The following is a 17,594-nucleotide window of genomic DNA, read 5'->3' as shown; positions in this document are numbered from 1 at the left end:
ATTCATGAAAGCAGTTGTATTTACCATGATTATGGCCGTTTCTTTTAGCGCATTTGCTTTAGAGTCTGAGTCAGATAAGCATGAGTTACAGAAACTCCTCAAACAAACGCAAAGCCTATCTGCCGACTTTCAGCAAAGGGTGAGAGACGAGCAGGGCAGTGTATTGCAAAACCTTAGTGGCACATTAAAACTAAAGCGTCCGGCAAGCCTTTACTGGCATACTAAAGAGCCGGATGAGAGTGTAATGATCGCTAATGGTACTAAGGTTTGGTACTACAACCCATTTGTCGAGCAAGTCACTGTCTATGCACAGCAGGACATGGTGGATGACAGTCCGTTATTGTTGGTGCTGGACAGCAATGGCAAGCAATGGGAAAACTATAGCGTGAGTTCAGAAGCAGGACGTTATTTCGTTGAGCATGAAACCAATGGTCGGAAGCTTGAGCTTCTTTTCTCCGATGAAAAGTTAAAAGAGATAACGATGGTTCAGGCACAAGGTGAACGCACCGAGTTGATGTTAAGTGACGTTGTTTTAAACGAAAGTATTGATGATGAGCAATTCGTTTTTGACGTGCCTGACGGCGTTGATGTTGACGACCAAAGTTAACTGTTGTGGCCAGCCTTGATTTAGACTTTCAGCCTGATTTCAAACCTCTTGCGGCGCGCATGCGTCCGCAAACTATTGAAGAGTATGTCGGGCAACAGCATTTATTAGCCCCCGGAAAGCCGCTGCGAGTGGCGGTTGAACAAGGTCATTTGCATTCAATGATTCTCTGGGGGCCTCCGGGTACCGGTAAAACCACCTTAGCTGAGCTCATCGCCACTACCGCCAATGCTACTGTCAGTCGTATCAGTGCGGTTACCTCCGGTGTAAAAGACATAAGACAAGCCATTGAAGAAGCAAAGCAGGTTGCCCAACAGCAGGGACGCCGAACTATTTTGTTTGTCGACGAGGTGCACCGTTTTAATAAAAGCCAGCAGGACGCATTTTTACCGCATATTGAAGACGGTACTATTGTGTTTGTTGGCGCGACGACAGAGAACCCAGGGTTCGAATTAAACAATGCGTTGTTATCACGTGCACGGGTTTATCGGTTGCAAACCCTGTCAAAAAACGATCTTGAAGTTGCTTTGGAGCGCGCGTTAAAAGATTCTGAAAGAGGGCTGGGGGACAGACAGCTTCAACTTGAAGGAGAGGCCAGAGCAAAGTTACTGGACTTAGCCGGTGGCGACGCTCGACGGTTGCTGAATTACCTTGAAGTAGTGGCCGACTTTGTTGAAAGCAGCAGCCAGCCTATAACACCTGAGCTAATTACCGCCGCTATTGGCGAAAAGGCAACCGCATTCGACCATCAGGGTGACCATTATTACGATATTCTATCGGCATTTCATAAATCGGTACGAGGCTCTTCGCCAGACGGTGCCTTATATTGGTACGCGCGCTTATTAACAGGCGGCGGTGACGCATTGGTTATTGCTCGCAGGTTACTGGCTATTGCCTCTGAAGATATTGGTAATGCTGACCCAAGAGCCCTGCAGTTAGCGTTAAACGCCTGGGATACGTATCACAGAGTAGGGCCGGCAGAGGGCGAAAGAGCCATAGCTCAGGCCGTTATTTATTGTGCTTGTGCCGCTAAGAGTAATGCGGTGTACAATGCGTTTAAAGGGGCACTCAGGGCGGCCAAAGAGCACAGCGACGCGCCGGTACCGGAACACCTACGCAATGCACCCACCAAAGTGCATAAAGAGCAGGGCTACGGTGCTGATTACCAATATGCGCACAACTACCCAAATGCTTATGTGCCCGGTGAACGTTATTTACCGTCAGAACTGGCTGAAACGCAATTTTATCAGCCCGAGCCGCGCGGCTTAGAAATTAAGTTGCAGGAAAAGCTGCGCTGGCTACAAGATATGGATGCTAAGTCAGACTGGAAAAGGGAGCCCGATGAATAACCTACTGCTGCATTTTTTCTGCGTTGCTGCCGGCGGAGCCATTGGCGCCTCGGGACGTTACGCTATTGGCCTTGCGATGCAATCATTTGGACTGCGGGCATTCCCTTTTGCGACGCTGACCGTTAACATATTAGGCTCTTTTTTATTGGGGCTGTTACTGGCGTACGGGCAACAACAATCCGTGTCAGAGACAACCCGCTTATTCCTTGGTGTAGGTGTATTAGGCGCATTTACAACCTTCTCAACGTTCTCGGTTGAGGTTGTAACGCTTGTCAGCCAGGGCGAAATGCTAAAAGCCGCCTTGCACGTCGGCTTAAACGTAATTATCTGTATTGCTGCTGTTGTTGCAGCAATGATGTTGTACTCAACAACGGTTAAATAGGACACTCATGCTAGACGCTAAATACTTCCGTGAGGAATTAGACAATACCGCAAAAGCACTTGCTAAAAGAGGCTTCGACTTAGACGTTGCTAAACTCAGCAAGCTTGAAGAACAACGTAAAGAGGTACAGGTACGTACTGAACAACTTCAGGCTGAACGTAACAGTCGCTCCAAAGCGATTGGTAAAGCGAAAGCAGCGGGTGAAGATATACAGCCGTTACTCGATGCGGTGAGTGATTTAGGTGACCAGCTGGATAGCGCGAAAGAAGAACTTAAAGCGATTCAGGAAGAGCTTAACGACATTATTATGGGTGTGCCGAACTTACCGGCAGAAGAAGTACCACAAGGTAAAGATGAGAGTGAAAACCAGGAAGTATTAACCTGGGGTGAACCTAAGTCGTTCGACTTTGAAGTAAAAGATCACGTTGATCTTGGCGAAGCGTTAGCCAAAGGTATGGACTTTGAAGCCGCCGCGAAATTAACCGGGGCGCGCTTCGTTGTTATGCGTGGTGGTATTGCTCGTCTGCATCGTGCGCTGACTCAGTTCATGCTGGATTTACACACACAAGAGCACGGTTACCTGGAAACCTACGTGCCTTATATGGTGAATCAGGATTCTTTGCTGGGAACAGGGCAGTTACCTAAATTTGGTAAAGATTTATTCCACATTGAAGGCGAGTCACAAGACCAAATACCAATGTCATTGATTCCAACGGCCGAAGTACCGTTAACGAACCTATACCGTGACGAAATAGCCGACGAAGAAGAATTACCGCTTAAATTTACGGCGCATACACCGTGTTTCCGCAGTGAAGCCGGCTCTCATGGTCGTGACACCCGAGGCCTTATTCGTCAGCATCAGTTTGATAAAGTCGAGCTTGTCTGGTTAGTGAAACCTGAAGAATCAATGGACGCTTTAGAGCAACTGACTGGTCATGCTGAAACCGTGTTGCAAAAGCTTGGGCTGCCTTACCGTAAGGTACTGCTTTGCACAGGTGACATGGGCTTTGGCGCCGCTAAAACTTACGATTTAGAAGTATGGTTACCAGCGCAACAGGCGTACCGTGAAATCAGCTCTTGCTCAAATATGCAGGACTTTCAGGCACGTCGTATGCAGGCTCGTTTTCGCCGCAAGGGTGCGAAAAAACCAGAGCTTATGCACACACTAAATGGCTCTGGACTGGCAGTAGGCCGGGCGTTAGTCGCTGTACTGGAGAACTACCAACAGGAAGACGGCTCAATAGTTGTGCCTGAAGCCCTGCGGCCTTATATGGGTGGCCTTGAAGTTATTAAGGGCTAAGGTTAACCCTAAATGCATTTAGCCGGTTTCGGCAGGCCCGCAATTCGTGTGGCCTGCTTAGCCGGGCCTTTCGGGAACAATTTGTAAAGGTAACGACTGTTGCCTTTATCTTCTCCCAACTGCTTTTTCATGGCTTTCACCAAAACACGCATAGCCGGACTGGTATCGAATTCTCGGTAAAAGTCTTGTACAAAATTGACAACTTCCCAGTGTGCCGGTGTCATATCAATGTTTTCAAGCTCCGCAATATGCAGGGCCAGCTCTTCATTCCAGTCATCAATATTGGCTAAATACTCGTGCTTGTCGGTTTCGTATGTTTTACCGTTAAATTCAATCATGCGGACTACCAGGTAATTTGCTGCCGAAAACTGAGAACCAGTTCAACCCACTCTTCGTCAGATTTTAACATGACATAAGTTGGTAAGGTATTTCCTAAACACTCAGCGTCATTTTTTCTGGCATATATTGACTGCTTTACAGGCTGCTTATCAGGTAACTGACCCAGTTGTTCCCCGGAAATAAGCAGAGCGTCCCTATTGCCGAGTAAATGACTGTACTGTGCTAACCATTGAGTTAGTGTCGTATTTCTTAACCAGTGCAGGGTAGATGTCATGAGAACTGTAGAACCTCGTCAAATTGATCCAGGTGCTGCTTTAGTTCATTTGCAGAAATAATTACTGTGTCTAACGAATCCGGCAGAGCGTCTATGTTAATTGTAGACTCTGAGCTTATAGCGATAGGTTCTGCATCGAGTAGCTCCAGCATGCCGTAACGCTTTGAAGGGCTATTGAGTAGGCAGTTAACTGCTTCGCCTGCCAGTATGAGTTGAACAGGGTGATCAAAGCTTGCCAGCGATAAAGCGACATCTAATGCTTCGGTTGCTGCGTTAGTGTCTGAACTGCATTGTAAAATAGCGATTTTCTTCATAATGGTTAAAATTGTAAAGTCCGGTCACTGTTGGCAATAGCTGTTGCCAGAGCGGTCAAGCCCGAAGCTTGAAAACTTGGGTGGAACTCTTCAATTCCTTTACGCTCTGCTACCGTGTGACACACCACTAAGGGGACATTATGCTGACGGCTCATTGCTTCCCATTGATTTATTAAAGCTTTATTTTCAACCGGTGTTGTCAGTAGTGCATGATTCACGGCTTCCCGGTAGAAAAAGATACAAGCAATCTCATGGCCGCCGTTAATTGCAGCGAGAGCAAAGGATAAAGCTTCCTGAGACTTTAGCTGTTCTTCAGCACTGTTTTGAACTATGAGCGTTATTTTGGCCATAAATACTCACTTTAAACAAAAACGCCCCGCATGGCGGGGCGTTTATTGTAACCCTGTAGGCAGTCGCTTTTATTCGTCGCCGCCAAACGCCATTAGCAGCTGTAGCATGCTAAGGAATAAGTTATAAATTGAGACATACAAAGTCACTGTTGCGAGGATGTAGTTGCGCTCGCCACCGTTAATGATGTCGCTGGTCTGCCACATAATCAACATAGCCATTAATGGAATCATGATAGCAGAGATTGCAAGCTGTAATGCTGGCAACTGGAAGAACAGGTTAGCTATTATCGCTACAAAGACCATGATAATACCGGCAGTAACCAGGCCACCTAATTTAGACATGTCCTTTTTAGTGGTTAAGACATAGGCTGAAGTTGCAAAGAACGTCAGGGCTGTACCACCTAGCGCAGTAGCAACCATCTCGCCGCCTCCAGGCATTGACAGTGCCATATTAAGGATAGGGCCAAGGGTGTAACCTAAAAAGCCAGTTAGAGCGAAGGTTAATACAATACCCATGCCGCTATCTTTGGTCTTGTGAATACCAAAAAGCAAACCAAAGTAGGCAACTAAAGTAATGATGAGGCCCGGATAAGGTAAGTTCATCATAGTGCTGATAGTTGCAACAACAGCACTGAAAGCCAGTGTCATTGCCAATAATGTATAAGTGTTGCGTAGTACCTTATTAACGGCCAGCGTCGATTCGTTCTGACCGACATAAGTCTGACTGCGATTGTTCATAGATTTCTCCGTGTTGAACTTACTGTCTGTTAAGACGGTTTTTTATTTAAAAAGTTTCCTAAATACTACAGCATTAATGGGGGCCTTGGGTAGGAAATTAAAGGGTAATTTCTAGCGAAAAACGTTCAGTTTGTCTAATAAACGCCCAAACGGACACTTTGTTCAAATTTTTCCTTTACAAGCGTAATTTAGGTCTTTAATATTCGCTTCGTTCTCAACGACGCAGTTGAAGAGAACAAACAATACGGAGAGGTGGCAGAGCTCGGTTGAATGCACCTGACTTGAAATCAGGCGTGGGTTCATTCCCACCGGGGGTTCGAATCCCTCCCTCTCCGCCAAATTTAGCAAAAAAGCCCAGCTCCTTGAGTTGGGCTTTTTTGCTTTTTACGCACCTCCAGAGTTATTCGACAATTCCCTCATTGCTGATATATTCATAAAAAAGGAATTTGTCATGACCACACCCGATGCAAACCTTTGCAAAAACTGCAATACAAAACTTCAAGGTGATTACTGCCATCGCTGCGGGCAGCAAGATAAGCAATATATGCGAAGTATCTTTGCGGTGGTGGGCGATCTATTTGGTGAAATAGGGCACTGGGATTCGCGTTTTTATAGAACACTTCGGGGGTTATTTCTAACTCCAGGTTTTTTGTCGCTCGAGTTTATTCGAGGACGTCATGCGTCTTATGTCCCACCGCTGCGGCTTTATTTCTTCATATCGCTGATAGCCTTTATGGTATTAACGTGGCTTATTGATATTGATATCAATAAGCCCTCACCAGAAGAATTGAAGCAAGCACAGCAAACTCAACAAGACGCTAGAGAATCGCTACCTGATGAATTGAAGCCTTTTATTGCAAATGAACGGGACGCCTCTGAACCGCTTCACATATCCCTTGAAGGAACTGATATACCGTTAATGACGCCCGGGGAAGAGCTGGAACTCGAAGCAAAGCTGAAGCACTTGGCGGAAAATCCAGGCCAGTTCGCTCAAAAGCTGGTATCGATGACTCCTCAAATGATGTTGCTTATGCTTCCGTTCTGGGCGTTATTTCTTAAAATTATCTATTTATTTGGGCATCGGTTTTATTTAGAGCATCTTACCGTAGCGCTGCACACTCACGCGTTTATGTTGTTGACATTAATGCTGGTAACCATTGTTAGCAAGTTAACAGGCTCATTAGCAAGCTCCCCAGTTTGGAGTTGGCTTACAGTAATAGGTAACTGGGTAGAGAACCTTCTTTTAATTTGGTTACTCGTCTATTTACTGCTAACTCAAAAAAAGTTTTATCAACAGCGTTGGTTTTTAACCACCATCAAATTTTTCGTATCAGGCTTGGTTTATTTGGTTTTGTTAATAACATCCTTTGTCATCATGGTGATAATTGGTATTCTTAATAGCTAATTCAAACAACTGTTTAACAGGGAAGCGTCATGCTGTTTCACGAGACTTTAGCGTTAATAGAAAATGACAAAAATAATCAAACCATTAAGCTACCGGAAGGCTGGGCACAGGGTAGGGCATTTTTTGGTGGTTTTAGTGCGGCTTTAGCTGCACAGTTTCTATTGCGACAGTTCCCGGGAGATTACCATTTGCGTAGCTTAGCTATTTCTTTTGTCGCGCCGGCGACACCAGGGGATGCAACGTTAAGTTATCGGGTATTAAGACAGGGATCTTCTGTGTTGCAGGTGTCGGTTGAAATAACACAAAATGACGAAGTCATGCTAGCTGGATTAGCCAGCTTAGGTAAAGGGCGCTCATCCTCTGTATCGGTTAGCGGTGAAACACCGCCTGACTTAAAAACAATTAATGACGGTCCTGGTTTACCTGAAGCCGATATTGTTCCTGAATTTGCAAAAAACTTTGATTACCGTATTACTTCCGGTGGTATGCCATTTAGTGGGCAGCCGGGTCGAACCTTTGGTGGCTGGATACGCTTTCGTAAAGAGCAGCAAGAACTGACCACTGCAGCAGTTTTGGCGTTAGTTGATGCCTGGCCACCTGCGGTACTCCCTCACCTGGATAGCCCCGCACCGGCTTCGTCACTTACCTGGACTATCGAATTTCCGGATCTCCCCCTGGACGAATTTAACACCAACGACTGGTTTCAGTACGAAGCTTTTATTGAGCATGCGGAACATGGCTATGGCCACAGCAGAGCGGGCTTATGGAGTGAGGAAGGGAAATTGTTAGCTATTAGTCGACAGAGCTTCACTGTGTTCGCATAATAGGTTTATGGAAACAACACCTGAAATAATCCGACAGCACCTTATCGATACTCAACCGGGTATCGATTTGCTGTTGTTACAGTTACCGTCACGAGAGTTGCTTGCTCCTTCACATATGCCGGTAATTGAGGCATTACCCCGGATTATTATCCGTCAAATGCTGTCATTGAAAGCGTCGGCGACCATCATTGAAAGAGCTGAGCAAAAGGCTAAATCACTTGGTGCCGGAGGTATCGCTTATCTTCCGGTCGAAGAACTTATGAGTTGCGGCGTTAGTCGCACCAAAGCTGCCGCTATTAGTAGTGTTGCGCAATGTCAGCAAAAAGAACCGGATAGGGTAGAGTCGTGGTCTGGCATGGGGTCGAAAGAGTTAATTGCCGATGTCACCCGGCTTAAGGGGGTTGGTCCGTGGACTGCCTCTATTTTAGCGATGTTTCACTTTGCCCATCAGGATCTTTTCCCAATTCAGGACAGCTCGCTTCGTAAAGCTATGAGTCTTTTAAAAGATCAGGATATCCTAATTATTCCGAAAAGGGCTCAACCCTACAGAAGCTACCTGGCTTGTTATTTGTGGGATATGTTGGACCAGGCCCGCCTGTAACCTCTACTCAAAAACTCCACCTTTCGCTTGTCTTCAATAGCTATTGGCAAACCCTGAAACTGGCTTTTCCCGAGCTTTTGTAAAATTCTGTAAAAGCAACTTGTTATCGTCGTTAAAAGCTCAGAATATGCGACGCGAATTCGGGCAGGGCGGTACGGATTTAAACTAATAAGGATGACCAACAAGGTATACAAATAAGGAATGTAACCTATGAACCGTATTATATTAGCTATTCCCAATCCAATTATAAGTGCCGGTATGGCCTCTGTTTTACAGCAGCATTTTAGCGACAAGGTGCTGACTGTTACGGGAATAGCTGACTTGCGTCGCACGTGTTATGAATATGAAGATGCTGTGGTGGTACTTTGCAGTCAACTTGGCGGGGCCGCTACAGTTGAGCACTGGCGGCGTCTAAAAAGGCGTCATTGCGACTTAAAGCTCATTGTGTGGGGAAGAAACCAGCAGGATATACTGGATTTTCAGTGTGGTATCAGTGTTGTCGATGGCTACTTGCTTGACTCATGTGACAGCTCCGATTTAGTTCAGGCAATTCGGTCATTAAAACAGGGCAATGTTTATGTCGCGGCGCCGGTAGCGGCATATTTGGCGCAAAACCCACGTTCTCAGAAACAGAAAAGCATGGTTGATATGCTCAGTGAACGCGAGTTGCAAGTTGCGCAAATGCTCAGTCGTGGTATTCGTGTCAGAGAAATAGCCCGGCATCTGTGTATAAGTAGTAAAACAATTAATACTTTCCGTTATCGTATTTTCTCTAAACTCGGTATCGATGGTGATGTACAATTGTCCCATCTTGCAATTCAGCACGGTCTTGTCGACCTAATTCAGTTTGAAGGTAGATGACGGAAGGTAATACACAGAAACATTTTGATAGCGACAGCTTTCTTCGTCACTTGACTCATCAACCCGGTGTATACCGCATGTACGATGAGTCGGGTGACGTAATTTATGTTGGTAAAGCAAAAGACTTAAAAAAACGCGTATCCAGCTATTTTCGCGATAAAGTTGATCGTGTAAAGACTCAGGTCATGGTTAAGCAAATTGCTTCTATGGATGTCACCGTAACCAACACCGAAGCTGAAGCTTTAATACTCGAAAACTCCTTTATTAAAAAGTATCGCCCACGTTACAACGTGTTACTGCGGGACGATAAGTCTTACCCGTACATTATTCTGACAGCGCACCAACATCCCAGGCTGGGTTTTCACCGCGGAGCCCGTCGCACCAAGGGCGAATACTTCGGGCCTTTTCCAAATGGCTCAGCAGTGCGTGAAAGCTTAAACCTGCTACAAAAGCTGTTTCCGATTCGCCAATGTGACGATACCTATTATCGGGCACGTACCAGGCCTTGCCTGCAGCATCAGCTGAAACGCTGCCTTGCGCCTTGCGTTAATGTCTGCACTGATGAGGAATACAGTGAGCAAGTGGCTCTGGCGCGGCAATTCCTGCAAGGGAAAAACCAGCAGGTTATTGACGAGCTTATGAGCAAGATGGAGCAGGCGAGTGAAAACCTGGACTTTGAAAGGGCTGCAAGGTTTCGTGATCAGATTGCCGCATTAAGAAAAACGCAGGAGCGTAACTCGGTGACCGGTAGCCAGCAGGAACTGGACGTTATTGGTTTAGCGCGTGGTAATGGAATGACCACAGTACAGATGCTTTTTATCCGAGATAACCACTTACAGGGCAGTCGTAGCTATTTTCCTAAGGTGCCAACCGATACGCCTGACGATGAAGTGCTCAGAGCCTTTTTGTTGCAGTTTTATTTGTCGGATACGGCTGGACGCAAAATTCCAAAGGAAGTGGTTCTTCCCGTCGATATTCAGCCGGACAACGTATTAGCCGAAGTGATGAGTGATGCGTTGTCACAACCCGTCAAACTGCAAAGCAAAGTGAGAGGGGATAAACGTCAGTATCAGTCGCTGGCTCAGAAAAATGCCGTTAATGCGCTGGAAAGCCGGTTAAATCAACAAAGTACAATGAACCGTCGTACTCAGGCATTACAACAAGTGTTGGATTTCGGCGTGCCCATACAGCGCATGGAATGTTTTGATATTAGCCATACTATGGGGCAACAAACGGTAGCCTCCTGCGTGGTGTTTGATCAAAACGGACCTAAAAAGTCTGACTACCGTCGCTATAATATTACCGGCATTACTCCGGGAGATGATTACGCAGCAATGTCAAAAGCTCTGGCTAAGCGTTATGATAACGCCAAAGAACAAGGCAACATACCCGATATATTGTTTATTGACGGCGGTAAGGGACAGTTGGCCCAGGCAGAGAATTACTTTAGTGACTGGGGCAAAGAGGCGCCGGTTTTAATTGGTGTTGCGAAGGGAGAGTCGCGTAAACCCGGACTGGAAACTTTAATTATGGCCGGTAGTCACGAGACTATTCCGTTAAGTAAAGACGCCAGCGCGCTACATTTGATTCAACACATACGTGATGAATCGCATCGTTTTGCTATAACGGGACACAGACAGAAAAGAGCGAAAGTTAAGAAAACCTCAACCTTAGAGCAAATTGAAGGGGTAGGGGCAAAGCGCAGACAAACAATCTTGAAAAATCTAGGTGGATTACAAGAGGTAAAAAACGCTAGTATTGAGAAACTTGCCAGCGTACCTGGTATTAGCCGAGCATTGGCGGAAAAAATTTATTACTCATTTCGTGATGAGTAAAAACAATAAGGAATGAGCGGATAATGAAGTGGAATATCCCTAATATTTTGACCAGCTTTCGGATAGTACTGATACCGGTGTTTCTGGTGGTTTTCTATTTGCCAATGGAAGATGCGCGCTTTTGGGCTGCATTTATTTTTTGGTTAGCTGCAATTACCGATGCGTTAGACGGTTATATCGCTCGGCGCTTTAATCAATTCACGAAGTTTGGTGAGTTTCTTGATCCGGTAGCAGATAAAGCGATGGTAGTTGCTGCTCTGGTGGTAATTGTCGAAGATTACAACTCCGCGTTTATTACTATTCCTGCTTTAACAATGATTTGCCGTGAGCTTATTGTGAGCGCCCTGCGGGAGTGGATGGCACAAAGTGGCAATAGAGCAAAAGTCGCGGTTTCCAATTTAGGAAAGTGGAAGACGGTGGCACAAATGATTGCCTTAATTGGATTGCTCTGGAACGCTAATATTTATATTTATTGGTTATCGATGTTTTTATTCTACGCATCCTTTGTATTAACGGTTTGGTCAATGTGGGAATATTTACGCGGAGCCAAGGGTGAATTGACCAGAAAATAACAGCTTTGCCGTAAATTTGCGCAAACAGTCACTAAATTGATAAAAAGTCATTGACTGAAAATGATTAAACAGTAGAATGCCACGGCAGATGACGGTGCGGGAATAGCTCAGCTGGTAGAGCACAACCTTGCCAAGGTTGGGGTCGCGAGTTCGAATCTCGTTTCCCGCTCCAAATTCTGGCGGGTTGGCAGAATGGCTATGCAGCGGATTGCAAATCCGTGGATCTCGGTTCGACTCCGGGACCCGCCTCCATTATTCGAGAACACTTCTATGTAGTGCCCGGGTGGTGGAATTGGTAGACACAAGGGATTTAAAATCCCTCGAAGGTAACTTCGTGCCGGTTCAAGTCCGGCCCCGGGCACCAATTCCGATTAGATTAAACTTCAGTTCCCTTTGAACTATTTTAGTGTTTTCCCCAGCTAACTTTAACTAGTATTGCTGGTCTTACAATCATTCCTCTCGCATTTTTTACGAGCCTTGCAGAGCAAGGACGTGCAGCACCGTCAAAACCGTTAGAACTGCCGTCATACCCAGCACAAGACTGGGAGTCGCTCTAAGACATCTGGAGGGTAGCGTTTAGAAGCCGCTTAAGGCTTCTTCCGCCACTCTCCATCGACATTGATGTAAAGGCCTGATTTAGTCAGCTCAATGGCACGCTTTCCGGCTACTAACTCAACATCGGCAACAGCAATGTCGTTCTCGTTAGCAATTCGGGTGTATTCTTTACGGCGAGCCTCGTTAATTTTCTTAACGATTTGCTCAGTAACTTCTGTCGATTCTACTACTCCCAGGTAACCGTCAGCTTTTTCGCCCACCAGGCCTTGTTCCTTCGCTTCACTTAATTGTGCCTTTGCCTGTTGCAAATCTAACTGTTGTGCTTGCGCCAGCGGGCTTGATAAACCAATAAAAGTAACTAATAGCAGCGTCAGTAAATATTTCATAGTTGCATTCCTTTGTCGTTAAAATAAGCCACTGGATTCAGAAATTACATCGTCGAGCGCTTTATCAACTTTGACGTAAATTTGGTGTTCAATCTTAACATTTAGGTTGATAGTAATGGGCTCTTTAGGCGCAGCTACCTGAACCGTTGGGGTACACCCCAAAACGAAAAAAGGTACGCTTACTAGTAAAAACAATTGTCTCATATCATCCCCTGATTAATTGATTTTCTGTTGTACTCGCTTACGAATGGCTTCGTTCAAGCTGTTACTAAGTGTTAGTCCTTTCATCAATGCAGGTAAGTCCTCTTCTAAATTTACGTTAAGTTCTACCGGGCGTCCATTTTCTACCTCAGGGTTTGAGCCCTTTAATTTCACCGCTAAGGTCAACTTACCGTTTTTATCATAGTCGATCACCGTGGACAGCTGCTGATAATAGAAGTTACTAAGAACGCCGGCCAGAGTCTGTAAACTCGGATTATTGCCGGCTACCGACACTAACGCCGATGAATCTACCTGCAAGTGACCACCGGGAGCCAGGGCATTTAAATAACCTCGGTCAACTGTAAACTGGTTAGAGTCCCAGTGCACTGGTATGGTTCCGGAGACATTACCGTCTATCGCCACTTTATTACTTGGGTATTGGCGCATAAGCTCGCCCAGAGAAATTTCTTCGAAAACAACGGGCAGTGCAAACTTGTTGGCCATAGAATAGCTTTGGTTAGGAATACTGATACTTCCGCCAAGGCCTTTTATGCTGTGGCTGGTTAAGTTAAGCGTGGACTGTTTGGGGTTATCAAAGGGTATTTGAGCCCCAAACTCAGCCGTTACAGGGCCTAGCGTAAATCCCTGTTGCACACTACTGATGTAAAGTTGAGCGTTATTAACATGGAGCTGTTCGTTATTGGCATTAAACTGAAAGTTGAGGCTACTATCAACCGCCGATAAAGTATCCGCAACCCAGTCGCTTTGCTGAATATCGACCTGACCATTATCGAGCTGCCAGCGATTATCATTCCAGTCGAAGTTTACGTCTGCGTGACCATTAATCGTCGCTTTACTGATAACAACCTGAGGCGCGAAGTGCTTGAGTAGCGCATCGAGTTGTGGTGTTTGCTTCCAGTTAAAGTCGTGAATTTTAACCTTACTTTGTAAGCGGTTGGTTGTAATTTCGCTGTGATGTTGTACACGAATGTGCTCGCCAAGTCTAAGTTCTCCGTTACCGATAAGCTTTTGCTGTCGATATTTAAAGTCACTGTTAAAAGCCGCCTTTATTTGAGGTAGCTGATCAAAACTAAGCGCGTCGGCATGAATACTGAGACCAAGCTCAGCGGTAATGTCGTCAGGCTCTGAGTATGGATAAAAAACATGTGAGAAATTGACGACTGCAGTGGCATCGTTATTTAAGTGCGAGAACTCAATGTGCGTCGACTCAGTGCTTTGGAGCGTGGCAGCCTCATTTGAAATCTGACCGGAAAACGCTGCTGTAAGCTTATTAATAATCAATGATTGCTCTGCAACGGGTAAGGCTACGTTGTGGAGCTGAAGGTTTAAATGATCGAAATTAACTGAGTTAAACTGCCACTGTTTTTGCTCAACGGACAGCTCTGATGAGAGGTTGAGTGTCTCGTTTTTCTTGCCCTTAGCAACGGCTTTGGCACTAACAGGCCAGTGAGTTTTATTTACTGCCTGCTGAATTTTAAGCAGCGGCAATGCAAGCTGATCATTGCTACTTAACTGCCAGATTACTGATTCTAATTGTACCGGCAACTCAGGCACGTTTAAGGACATTAGATTGTTGGTTTCACCATTCAATTCAAGTGTATAGAAGTTAATAACGCCTTTACTTAAATTAAGCTGAAGCTTACCCGATGCTGCGGTGGCGCTATCAGCCGCGACTATTTCAACGCTATTTTTAACCGACAGCAATAATTCACCGGACAGGGCGGATGTAATGCTTTCAAGGCTTGTGAATTCAGTATCAGGTGAAAAGTTACCTTGCCATTGTGCACTCATTGGAATTTGCCCGGTGCTTAGGCTATCTGCAACGTTCTGTGCTGCGAGTAAGTAGCTCGCATCGGCGGTGAGCTGGCCTGAGCTATAGTTGTAATTTGCCTGCAAAGTTGCACTGTCGTGTTGAGCGGAGAGATCAAGACTGCCATTTTCTCGGGTCAGTTGCAGAGAGGCTGTAACAGGCTCCCGGCTGTTAACTTTTAGCTGGAGCGGTTCTCGGTTTAATAACTTAAAAGTCGCTGAAATTGGCTCTGGTAATAATGTTCCTTTTACGCGCAGAGATTTGATATCAAAGCGTTCCGGAACTATGGCCGGCACTTCGGCGGAGAGTATCTGTGTTAGGTTTAGTACGGTTGATGACTGACTTGCGGAGGACTCTGGTAATGAGTCTATTGTTAACTCCAGCCGCTCAATAATAATGTGATTAATTGATAAGCGTTCAAACTCTATGCTCCAGTCGCTGATACCAAGCGATTTTAGTTGTTGATTCAAATAGGAATAACCTAATAGACCTATAGCGAATGCAATAACTAATATTGTAAGCAGTACGCGCCATAGCTTCATTCCGATATCATTCCCTTTGATAAACGCTAAGTCCCAATTGTAGTCTAATCAATATAACCAGCACTTGGGTTCTCTACAAGTTAGCGTTCTGTATAAAAATTGACCAACTCATAAAGAGGGTATACTCTATTGTTATAGAAATAGTTGACCCACTTATTCTTAAGTGCCAATTATCATAAGTTTATATAATTAATTGCGCTGACTTCAGGTCTACCCGTTATTTTCTTTGGCTTCTAGTCAGAAATTGCTAGCAAAGGTTAAAGTTCTGTAAAGGCTCTTTTATAGGCTGAGTGACAAAGATAGTCTGAGAGCTGTCTAATAATTCACCTGTAATGGCTTTGATTAACTTGTGACAGGAGCTGACCGTGAGCACGATAACCAATACAGCAGTCAATGTGACGCCGGATAGCCCAGCGTTTCTGGGAAGTAGTAATCCGCTGGAAAATGATGCTCAGTACAGTTATTTCTTTAATGGCTGTTTCATCTATTCGTACAACCATACGACAGGTCGTTGTGCCTGCCTTACTGAGCTCGATGTTGCTACTACCACAGTTAAGCCTTACGGATTGGTCGATAAGCATTACGTTGTTATCGGTGATAAGGCATTTCGTTCTGTCACACAAGCTCAAAAAGCCAGAAGTAAAGTGTCTGTCGCAAATGCTTCCAATGATAATAGCCCGGGTAAACATCCGGCACTTCCTGCCATCGAGCAATTGTCTCCGATAAAATCGTTAGCCAGGATAGAGGAATGGTTTAATACGGACTTTGAAGCTAAATGGGAAGCCTATAGAGAAACCTCTGAATTTTACAATCTTATTCAATACTACCTGGCACTTAGCTGCGACGCTTATAAACAAAAAGCGGACACAGCATTTTTGGATGCAGGAATTGAGTTCTATTTAAGTATGGCCCATTACAGTTGGTTAAACCCATCTATTCTGCATAATGCGGCCTGTGTTTACTGGTTAGCCGGTGAGAAGGAGAATGCTCTCGATTGCATAGAGTTAGCTCTTAACTTCCGTTACTCAGGTATGGACAGTTTATTAGGAGATGAAGATCTTCAGGGACTTAGAAAAACCCGAAGGTTTCGTCAGCTTGCACGGAAGTACGAAGCCCTTAAGCCTCGGTTTAATTATGTAACACTTGAATTATTTGAAGTGTTTGAAAATTTCTCAGTGCAACAGCCCGAACCTTTTGTCCGGTTCATGCGCAGTCATCTTTTAACCAATTTCCGGTTTTACGATATATCGGATTTAAGCGCACGCATTGACGCTAGCGAAGATGAAGATGAGCGTGAGTACTGGCAACACCTTGCAGCGTTCAATAATAGCTACCTTTATAGGTATATGTTGGTTGATGAGCCTATGGATCTTTTAACGGAGAAGGGCAAGACTAACTATCAACATTTTCAACAGTATCGGCATTATCGAGTACTGAACCCTATTGTATTTGCCCGAGTTTCAGAGCAACTCTTTCATCATGCTCATTACTGGGCCAGCAGACATCAGGGTGCTTTTAATGAAAGAGATCAAGCTTTGCTGTCACAGAGCTTTCAACTGCTTGAAGAGTTTAATGTTGCGACAGAAGGCCTGTGCTTTGAAAAAAGAAGTGAGCTTATGGAGAAGGCTAAAAGCTATGACATCCATCACTATATGCAGAACTTAAAACGCTTCTAATTATTCTGCCTGACGAATGGTCAGGTTAACTCTGCAGCGCCCTGTAACGGGGTGAACTCCGTCCTTAAGTTGCTGTACCCCGTGATACCGGAGTCTGTCACTCCCACCCCAAACTAAAGCATCCGTGTGTTGAAGCTGAAACTTCTGGTATTTCTCCGAACGCTTAAAACCACCCCATAAAAAGTTAACCGGTAAACCAAAGGAAAAAGAAACGATAGGCTTTGTAAAGTCCCTCTCATCTTTATCCTGATGCAAACCCATTTTTGCTCCGGGTAAATAAACGTTAATAAGACAGGAGTCTGGTTTGAAATTTTCAAACCCTGCAAGTGTTGCCACTTCTATTGCTTTGGTTGCAATGAGAGGGGGCATTTGGGGCCAGGGTGCTTTGGTGACTGGGTCAATCCTTTGGTATCGATAGCCCTGGCTATCACTCATCCAGCCATACTCGCCACAATTACTACTTTTGACTGACATTTTATGCCCGGCGGGCGTTTGTAAGTGACGTAAGGGAGCGCTCTTTAATACACCGCGAACGTCGGTTAACAAGGCCTCGTCATTTTTAGCCAAAAACTGATGAAACAGTGTTGCCTGTTCACTAATATTTGAACGCAGTGGTTCAGAACCCAGGTTGCCGAATAAATCCAGAGAGGTCATG

20 protein-coding genes and 4 tRNA genes are annotated in these 17,594 nt (G+C 45.2%); 15 read left to right on the top strand and 9 right to left on the bottom strand.

Translation table 11 applies throughout. From position 1 onward, the window contains the following. Nucleotides 1-4: 4 nt before the first annotated feature. The 4 genes from lolA to serS are packed head-to-tail and all read left to right on the top strand — an operon-like array spanning nucleotide 5 to nucleotide 3,635. Nucleotides 5-607 carry an outer membrane lipoprotein periplasmic chaperone LolA gene (gene lolA / locus K5X84_RS06575; RefSeq protein ID WP_222235383.1) on the top strand — a complete coding sequence of 201 codons (603 nt, stop codon included), beginning with the start codon at nucleotides 5-7 and terminating at the stop codon, nucleotides 605-607. A 5-nt stretch (nucleotides 608-612) separates the two neighbouring features. Beyond that, a complete protein-coding gene (locus K5X84_RS06570; RefSeq protein ID WP_222235382.1) occupies nucleotides 613-1,953 on the top strand; it encodes a replication-associated recombination protein A in 1,341 nt (446 codons plus the stop codon). Continuing rightward, nucleotides 1,946-2,335 (top strand): fluoride efflux transporter CrcB, encoded by a 390-nt coding sequence (crcB, locus tag K5X84_RS06565; protein ID WP_222235381.1) that lies wholly within the window; start codon nucleotides 1,946-1,948, stop codon nucleotides 2,333-2,335. Before K5X84_RS06570 ends, crcB begins: the two co-directional genes overlap by 8 nt. Before the next feature lie 7 nt (nucleotides 2,336-2,342). Further along, on the top strand, nucleotides 2,343-3,635 hold the full coding sequence (gene serS / locus K5X84_RS06560; protein WP_222235380.1) for a serine--tRNA ligase: 1,293 nt from the start codon (nucleotides 2,343-2,345) through the stop codon (nucleotides 3,633-3,635). Nucleotides 3,636-3,643: 8 nt separating this feature from the next. On the opposite strand, the gene K5X84_RS06555 is transcribed toward serS, so the two are convergent. From K5X84_RS06555 to K5X84_RS06535, 5 genes are all read right to left on the bottom strand, one after another. Further along, nucleotides 3,644-3,973 carry a TusE/DsrC/DsvC family sulfur relay protein gene (locus K5X84_RS06555; protein WP_054487854.1) on the bottom strand — a complete coding sequence of 110 codons (330 nt, stop codon included), beginning with the start codon at nucleotides 3,971-3,973 and terminating at the stop codon, nucleotides 3,644-3,646. Nucleotides 3,974-3,978: 5 nt separating this feature from the next. Then, a complete protein-coding gene (locus tag K5X84_RS06550; protein ID WP_222235379.1) occupies nucleotides 3,979-4,248 on the bottom strand; it encodes a hypothetical protein in 270 nt (89 codons plus the stop codon). Next, a complete protein-coding gene (locus K5X84_RS06545) occupies nucleotides 4,245-4,562 on the bottom strand; it encodes a DsrE family protein (RefSeq protein WP_222235378.1) in 318 nt (105 codons plus the stop codon). Before K5X84_RS06545 ends, K5X84_RS06550 begins: the two co-directional genes overlap by 4 nt. Nucleotides 4,563-4,567: 5 nt before the next feature. After that, entirely contained in the window at nucleotides 4,568-4,912 is a 345-nt protein-coding gene (gene tusD / locus K5X84_RS06540; RefSeq protein ID WP_054487849.1) for a sulfurtransferase complex subunit TusD, read from the bottom strand. A gap of 69 nt (nucleotides 4,913-4,981) precedes the next feature. Further along, the gene (locus tag K5X84_RS06535; RefSeq protein ID WP_054487847.1) at nucleotides 4,982-5,650 is read right to left on the bottom strand and encodes a Bax inhibitor-1/YccA family protein; all 669 of its coding nucleotides are present in this window, start codon (nucleotides 5,648-5,650) and stop codon (nucleotides 4,982-4,984) included. Nucleotides 5,651-5,896: 246 nt separating this feature from the next. Here K5X84_RS06535 and K5X84_RS06530 point away from each other — a divergent pair. The 10 genes from K5X84_RS06530 (at nucleotide 5,897) to K5X84_RS06485 (ending at nucleotide 12,112) form a co-directional block, all read left to right on the top strand. Next, nucleotides 5,897-5,988, top strand: a tRNA-Ser gene (locus K5X84_RS06530). Between the two features lie 113 nt (nucleotides 5,989-6,101). Beyond that, nucleotides 6,102-7,055, top strand: a complete 954-nt coding sequence (locus K5X84_RS06525; protein ID WP_222235377.1) for a DUF3667 domain-containing protein — start codon at nucleotides 6,102-6,104, stop codon at nucleotides 7,053-7,055. A 29-nt stretch (nucleotides 7,056-7,084) separates the two neighbouring features. Continuing rightward, nucleotides 7,085-7,879, top strand: coding sequence for a thioesterase family protein (locus K5X84_RS06520; protein ID WP_222235376.1), 795 nt, complete (start codon nucleotides 7,085-7,087; stop codon nucleotides 7,877-7,879). A gap of 7 nt (nucleotides 7,880-7,886) precedes the next feature. Next, nucleotides 7,887-8,480: a DNA-3-methyladenine glycosylase family protein gene (locus K5X84_RS06515; RefSeq protein WP_222235375.1), complete on the top strand. Its 594-nt coding sequence runs from the start codon at nucleotides 7,887-7,889 to the stop codon at nucleotides 8,478-8,480. A 210-nt stretch (nucleotides 8,481-8,690) separates the two neighbouring features. After that, nucleotides 8,691-9,341 (top strand): LuxR C-terminal-related transcriptional regulator, encoded by a 651-nt coding sequence (locus K5X84_RS06510; RefSeq protein ID WP_222235374.1) that lies wholly within the window; start codon nucleotides 8,691-8,693, stop codon nucleotides 9,339-9,341. After that, on the top strand, nucleotides 9,338-11,176 hold the full coding sequence (gene uvrC / locus K5X84_RS06505) for an excinuclease ABC subunit UvrC (RefSeq protein WP_222235373.1): 1,839 nt from the start codon (nucleotides 9,338-9,340) through the stop codon (nucleotides 11,174-11,176). The genes K5X84_RS06510 and uvrC overlap by 4 nt, the downstream gene beginning before the upstream one ends. 23 nt (nucleotides 11,177-11,199) lie before the next feature. After that, nucleotides 11,200-11,748, top strand: a complete 549-nt coding sequence (gene pgsA, locus K5X84_RS06500; protein ID WP_222235372.1) for a CDP-diacylglycerol--glycerol-3-phosphate 3-phosphatidyltransferase — start codon at nucleotides 11,200-11,202, stop codon at nucleotides 11,746-11,748. A 96-nt stretch (nucleotides 11,749-11,844) separates the two neighbouring features. Further along, nucleotides 11,845-11,920: transfer RNA gene (locus tag K5X84_RS06495), tRNA-Gly, on the top strand. 6 nt (nucleotides 11,921-11,926) lie between these two features. After that, nucleotides 11,927-12,000: transfer RNA gene (locus K5X84_RS06490), tRNA-Cys, on the top strand. A 25-nt stretch (nucleotides 12,001-12,025) separates the two neighbouring features. Further along, nucleotides 12,026-12,112: transfer RNA gene (locus K5X84_RS06485), tRNA-Leu, on the top strand. A gap of 223 nt (nucleotides 12,113-12,335) precedes the next feature. Here K5X84_RS06485 and K5X84_RS06480 read toward each other — a convergent pair. Genes K5X84_RS06480 through K5X84_RS06470 form a run of 3 tightly spaced genes read right to left on the bottom strand, consistent with a single transcriptional unit; the run spans nucleotide 12,336 to nucleotide 15,263 of the window. Then, nucleotides 12,336-12,689: a YdbL family probable chaperone protein gene (locus tag K5X84_RS06480; RefSeq protein ID WP_054487835.1), complete on the bottom strand. Its 354-nt coding sequence runs from the start codon at nucleotides 12,687-12,689 to the stop codon at nucleotides 12,336-12,338. A gap of 18 nt (nucleotides 12,690-12,707) precedes the next feature. Continuing rightward, nucleotides 12,708-12,893, bottom strand: coding sequence for a YnbE family lipoprotein (locus K5X84_RS06475; RefSeq protein ID WP_199494555.1), 186 nt, complete (start codon nucleotides 12,891-12,893; stop codon nucleotides 12,708-12,710). A gap of 12 nt (nucleotides 12,894-12,905) precedes the next feature. After that, on the bottom strand, nucleotides 12,906-15,263 hold the full coding sequence (locus K5X84_RS06470) for an intermembrane phospholipid transport YdbH family protein (RefSeq protein ID WP_222235371.1): 2,358 nt from the start codon (nucleotides 15,261-15,263) through the stop codon (nucleotides 12,906-12,908). 365 nt (nucleotides 15,264-15,628) lie between these two features. Between K5X84_RS06470 and K5X84_RS06465 the strand changes: the two genes are divergently transcribed. Continuing rightward, on the top strand, nucleotides 15,629-16,939 hold the full coding sequence (locus K5X84_RS06465) for a TPR end-of-group domain-containing protein (protein ID WP_222235370.1): 1,311 nt from the start codon (nucleotides 15,629-15,631) through the stop codon (nucleotides 16,937-16,939). Here the strand turns inward: K5X84_RS06465 and alkB are convergent, their stop codons facing one another. Continuing rightward, nucleotides 16,940-17,593, bottom strand: coding sequence for a DNA oxidative demethylase AlkB (alkB, locus tag K5X84_RS06460; protein WP_199494558.1), 654 nt, complete (start codon nucleotides 17,591-17,593; stop codon nucleotides 16,940-16,942). Between the last annotated feature and the right edge of the window lies 1 nt (nucleotide 17,594).

Source organism: Idiomarina abyssalis (assembly GCF_019797805.1).
Taxonomy (GTDB): Bacteria; Pseudomonadota; Gammaproteobacteria; order Enterobacterales; family Alteromonadaceae; genus Idiomarina; species Idiomarina abyssalis.
This window is presented reverse-complemented; position numbering and strand designations above follow the sequence as displayed.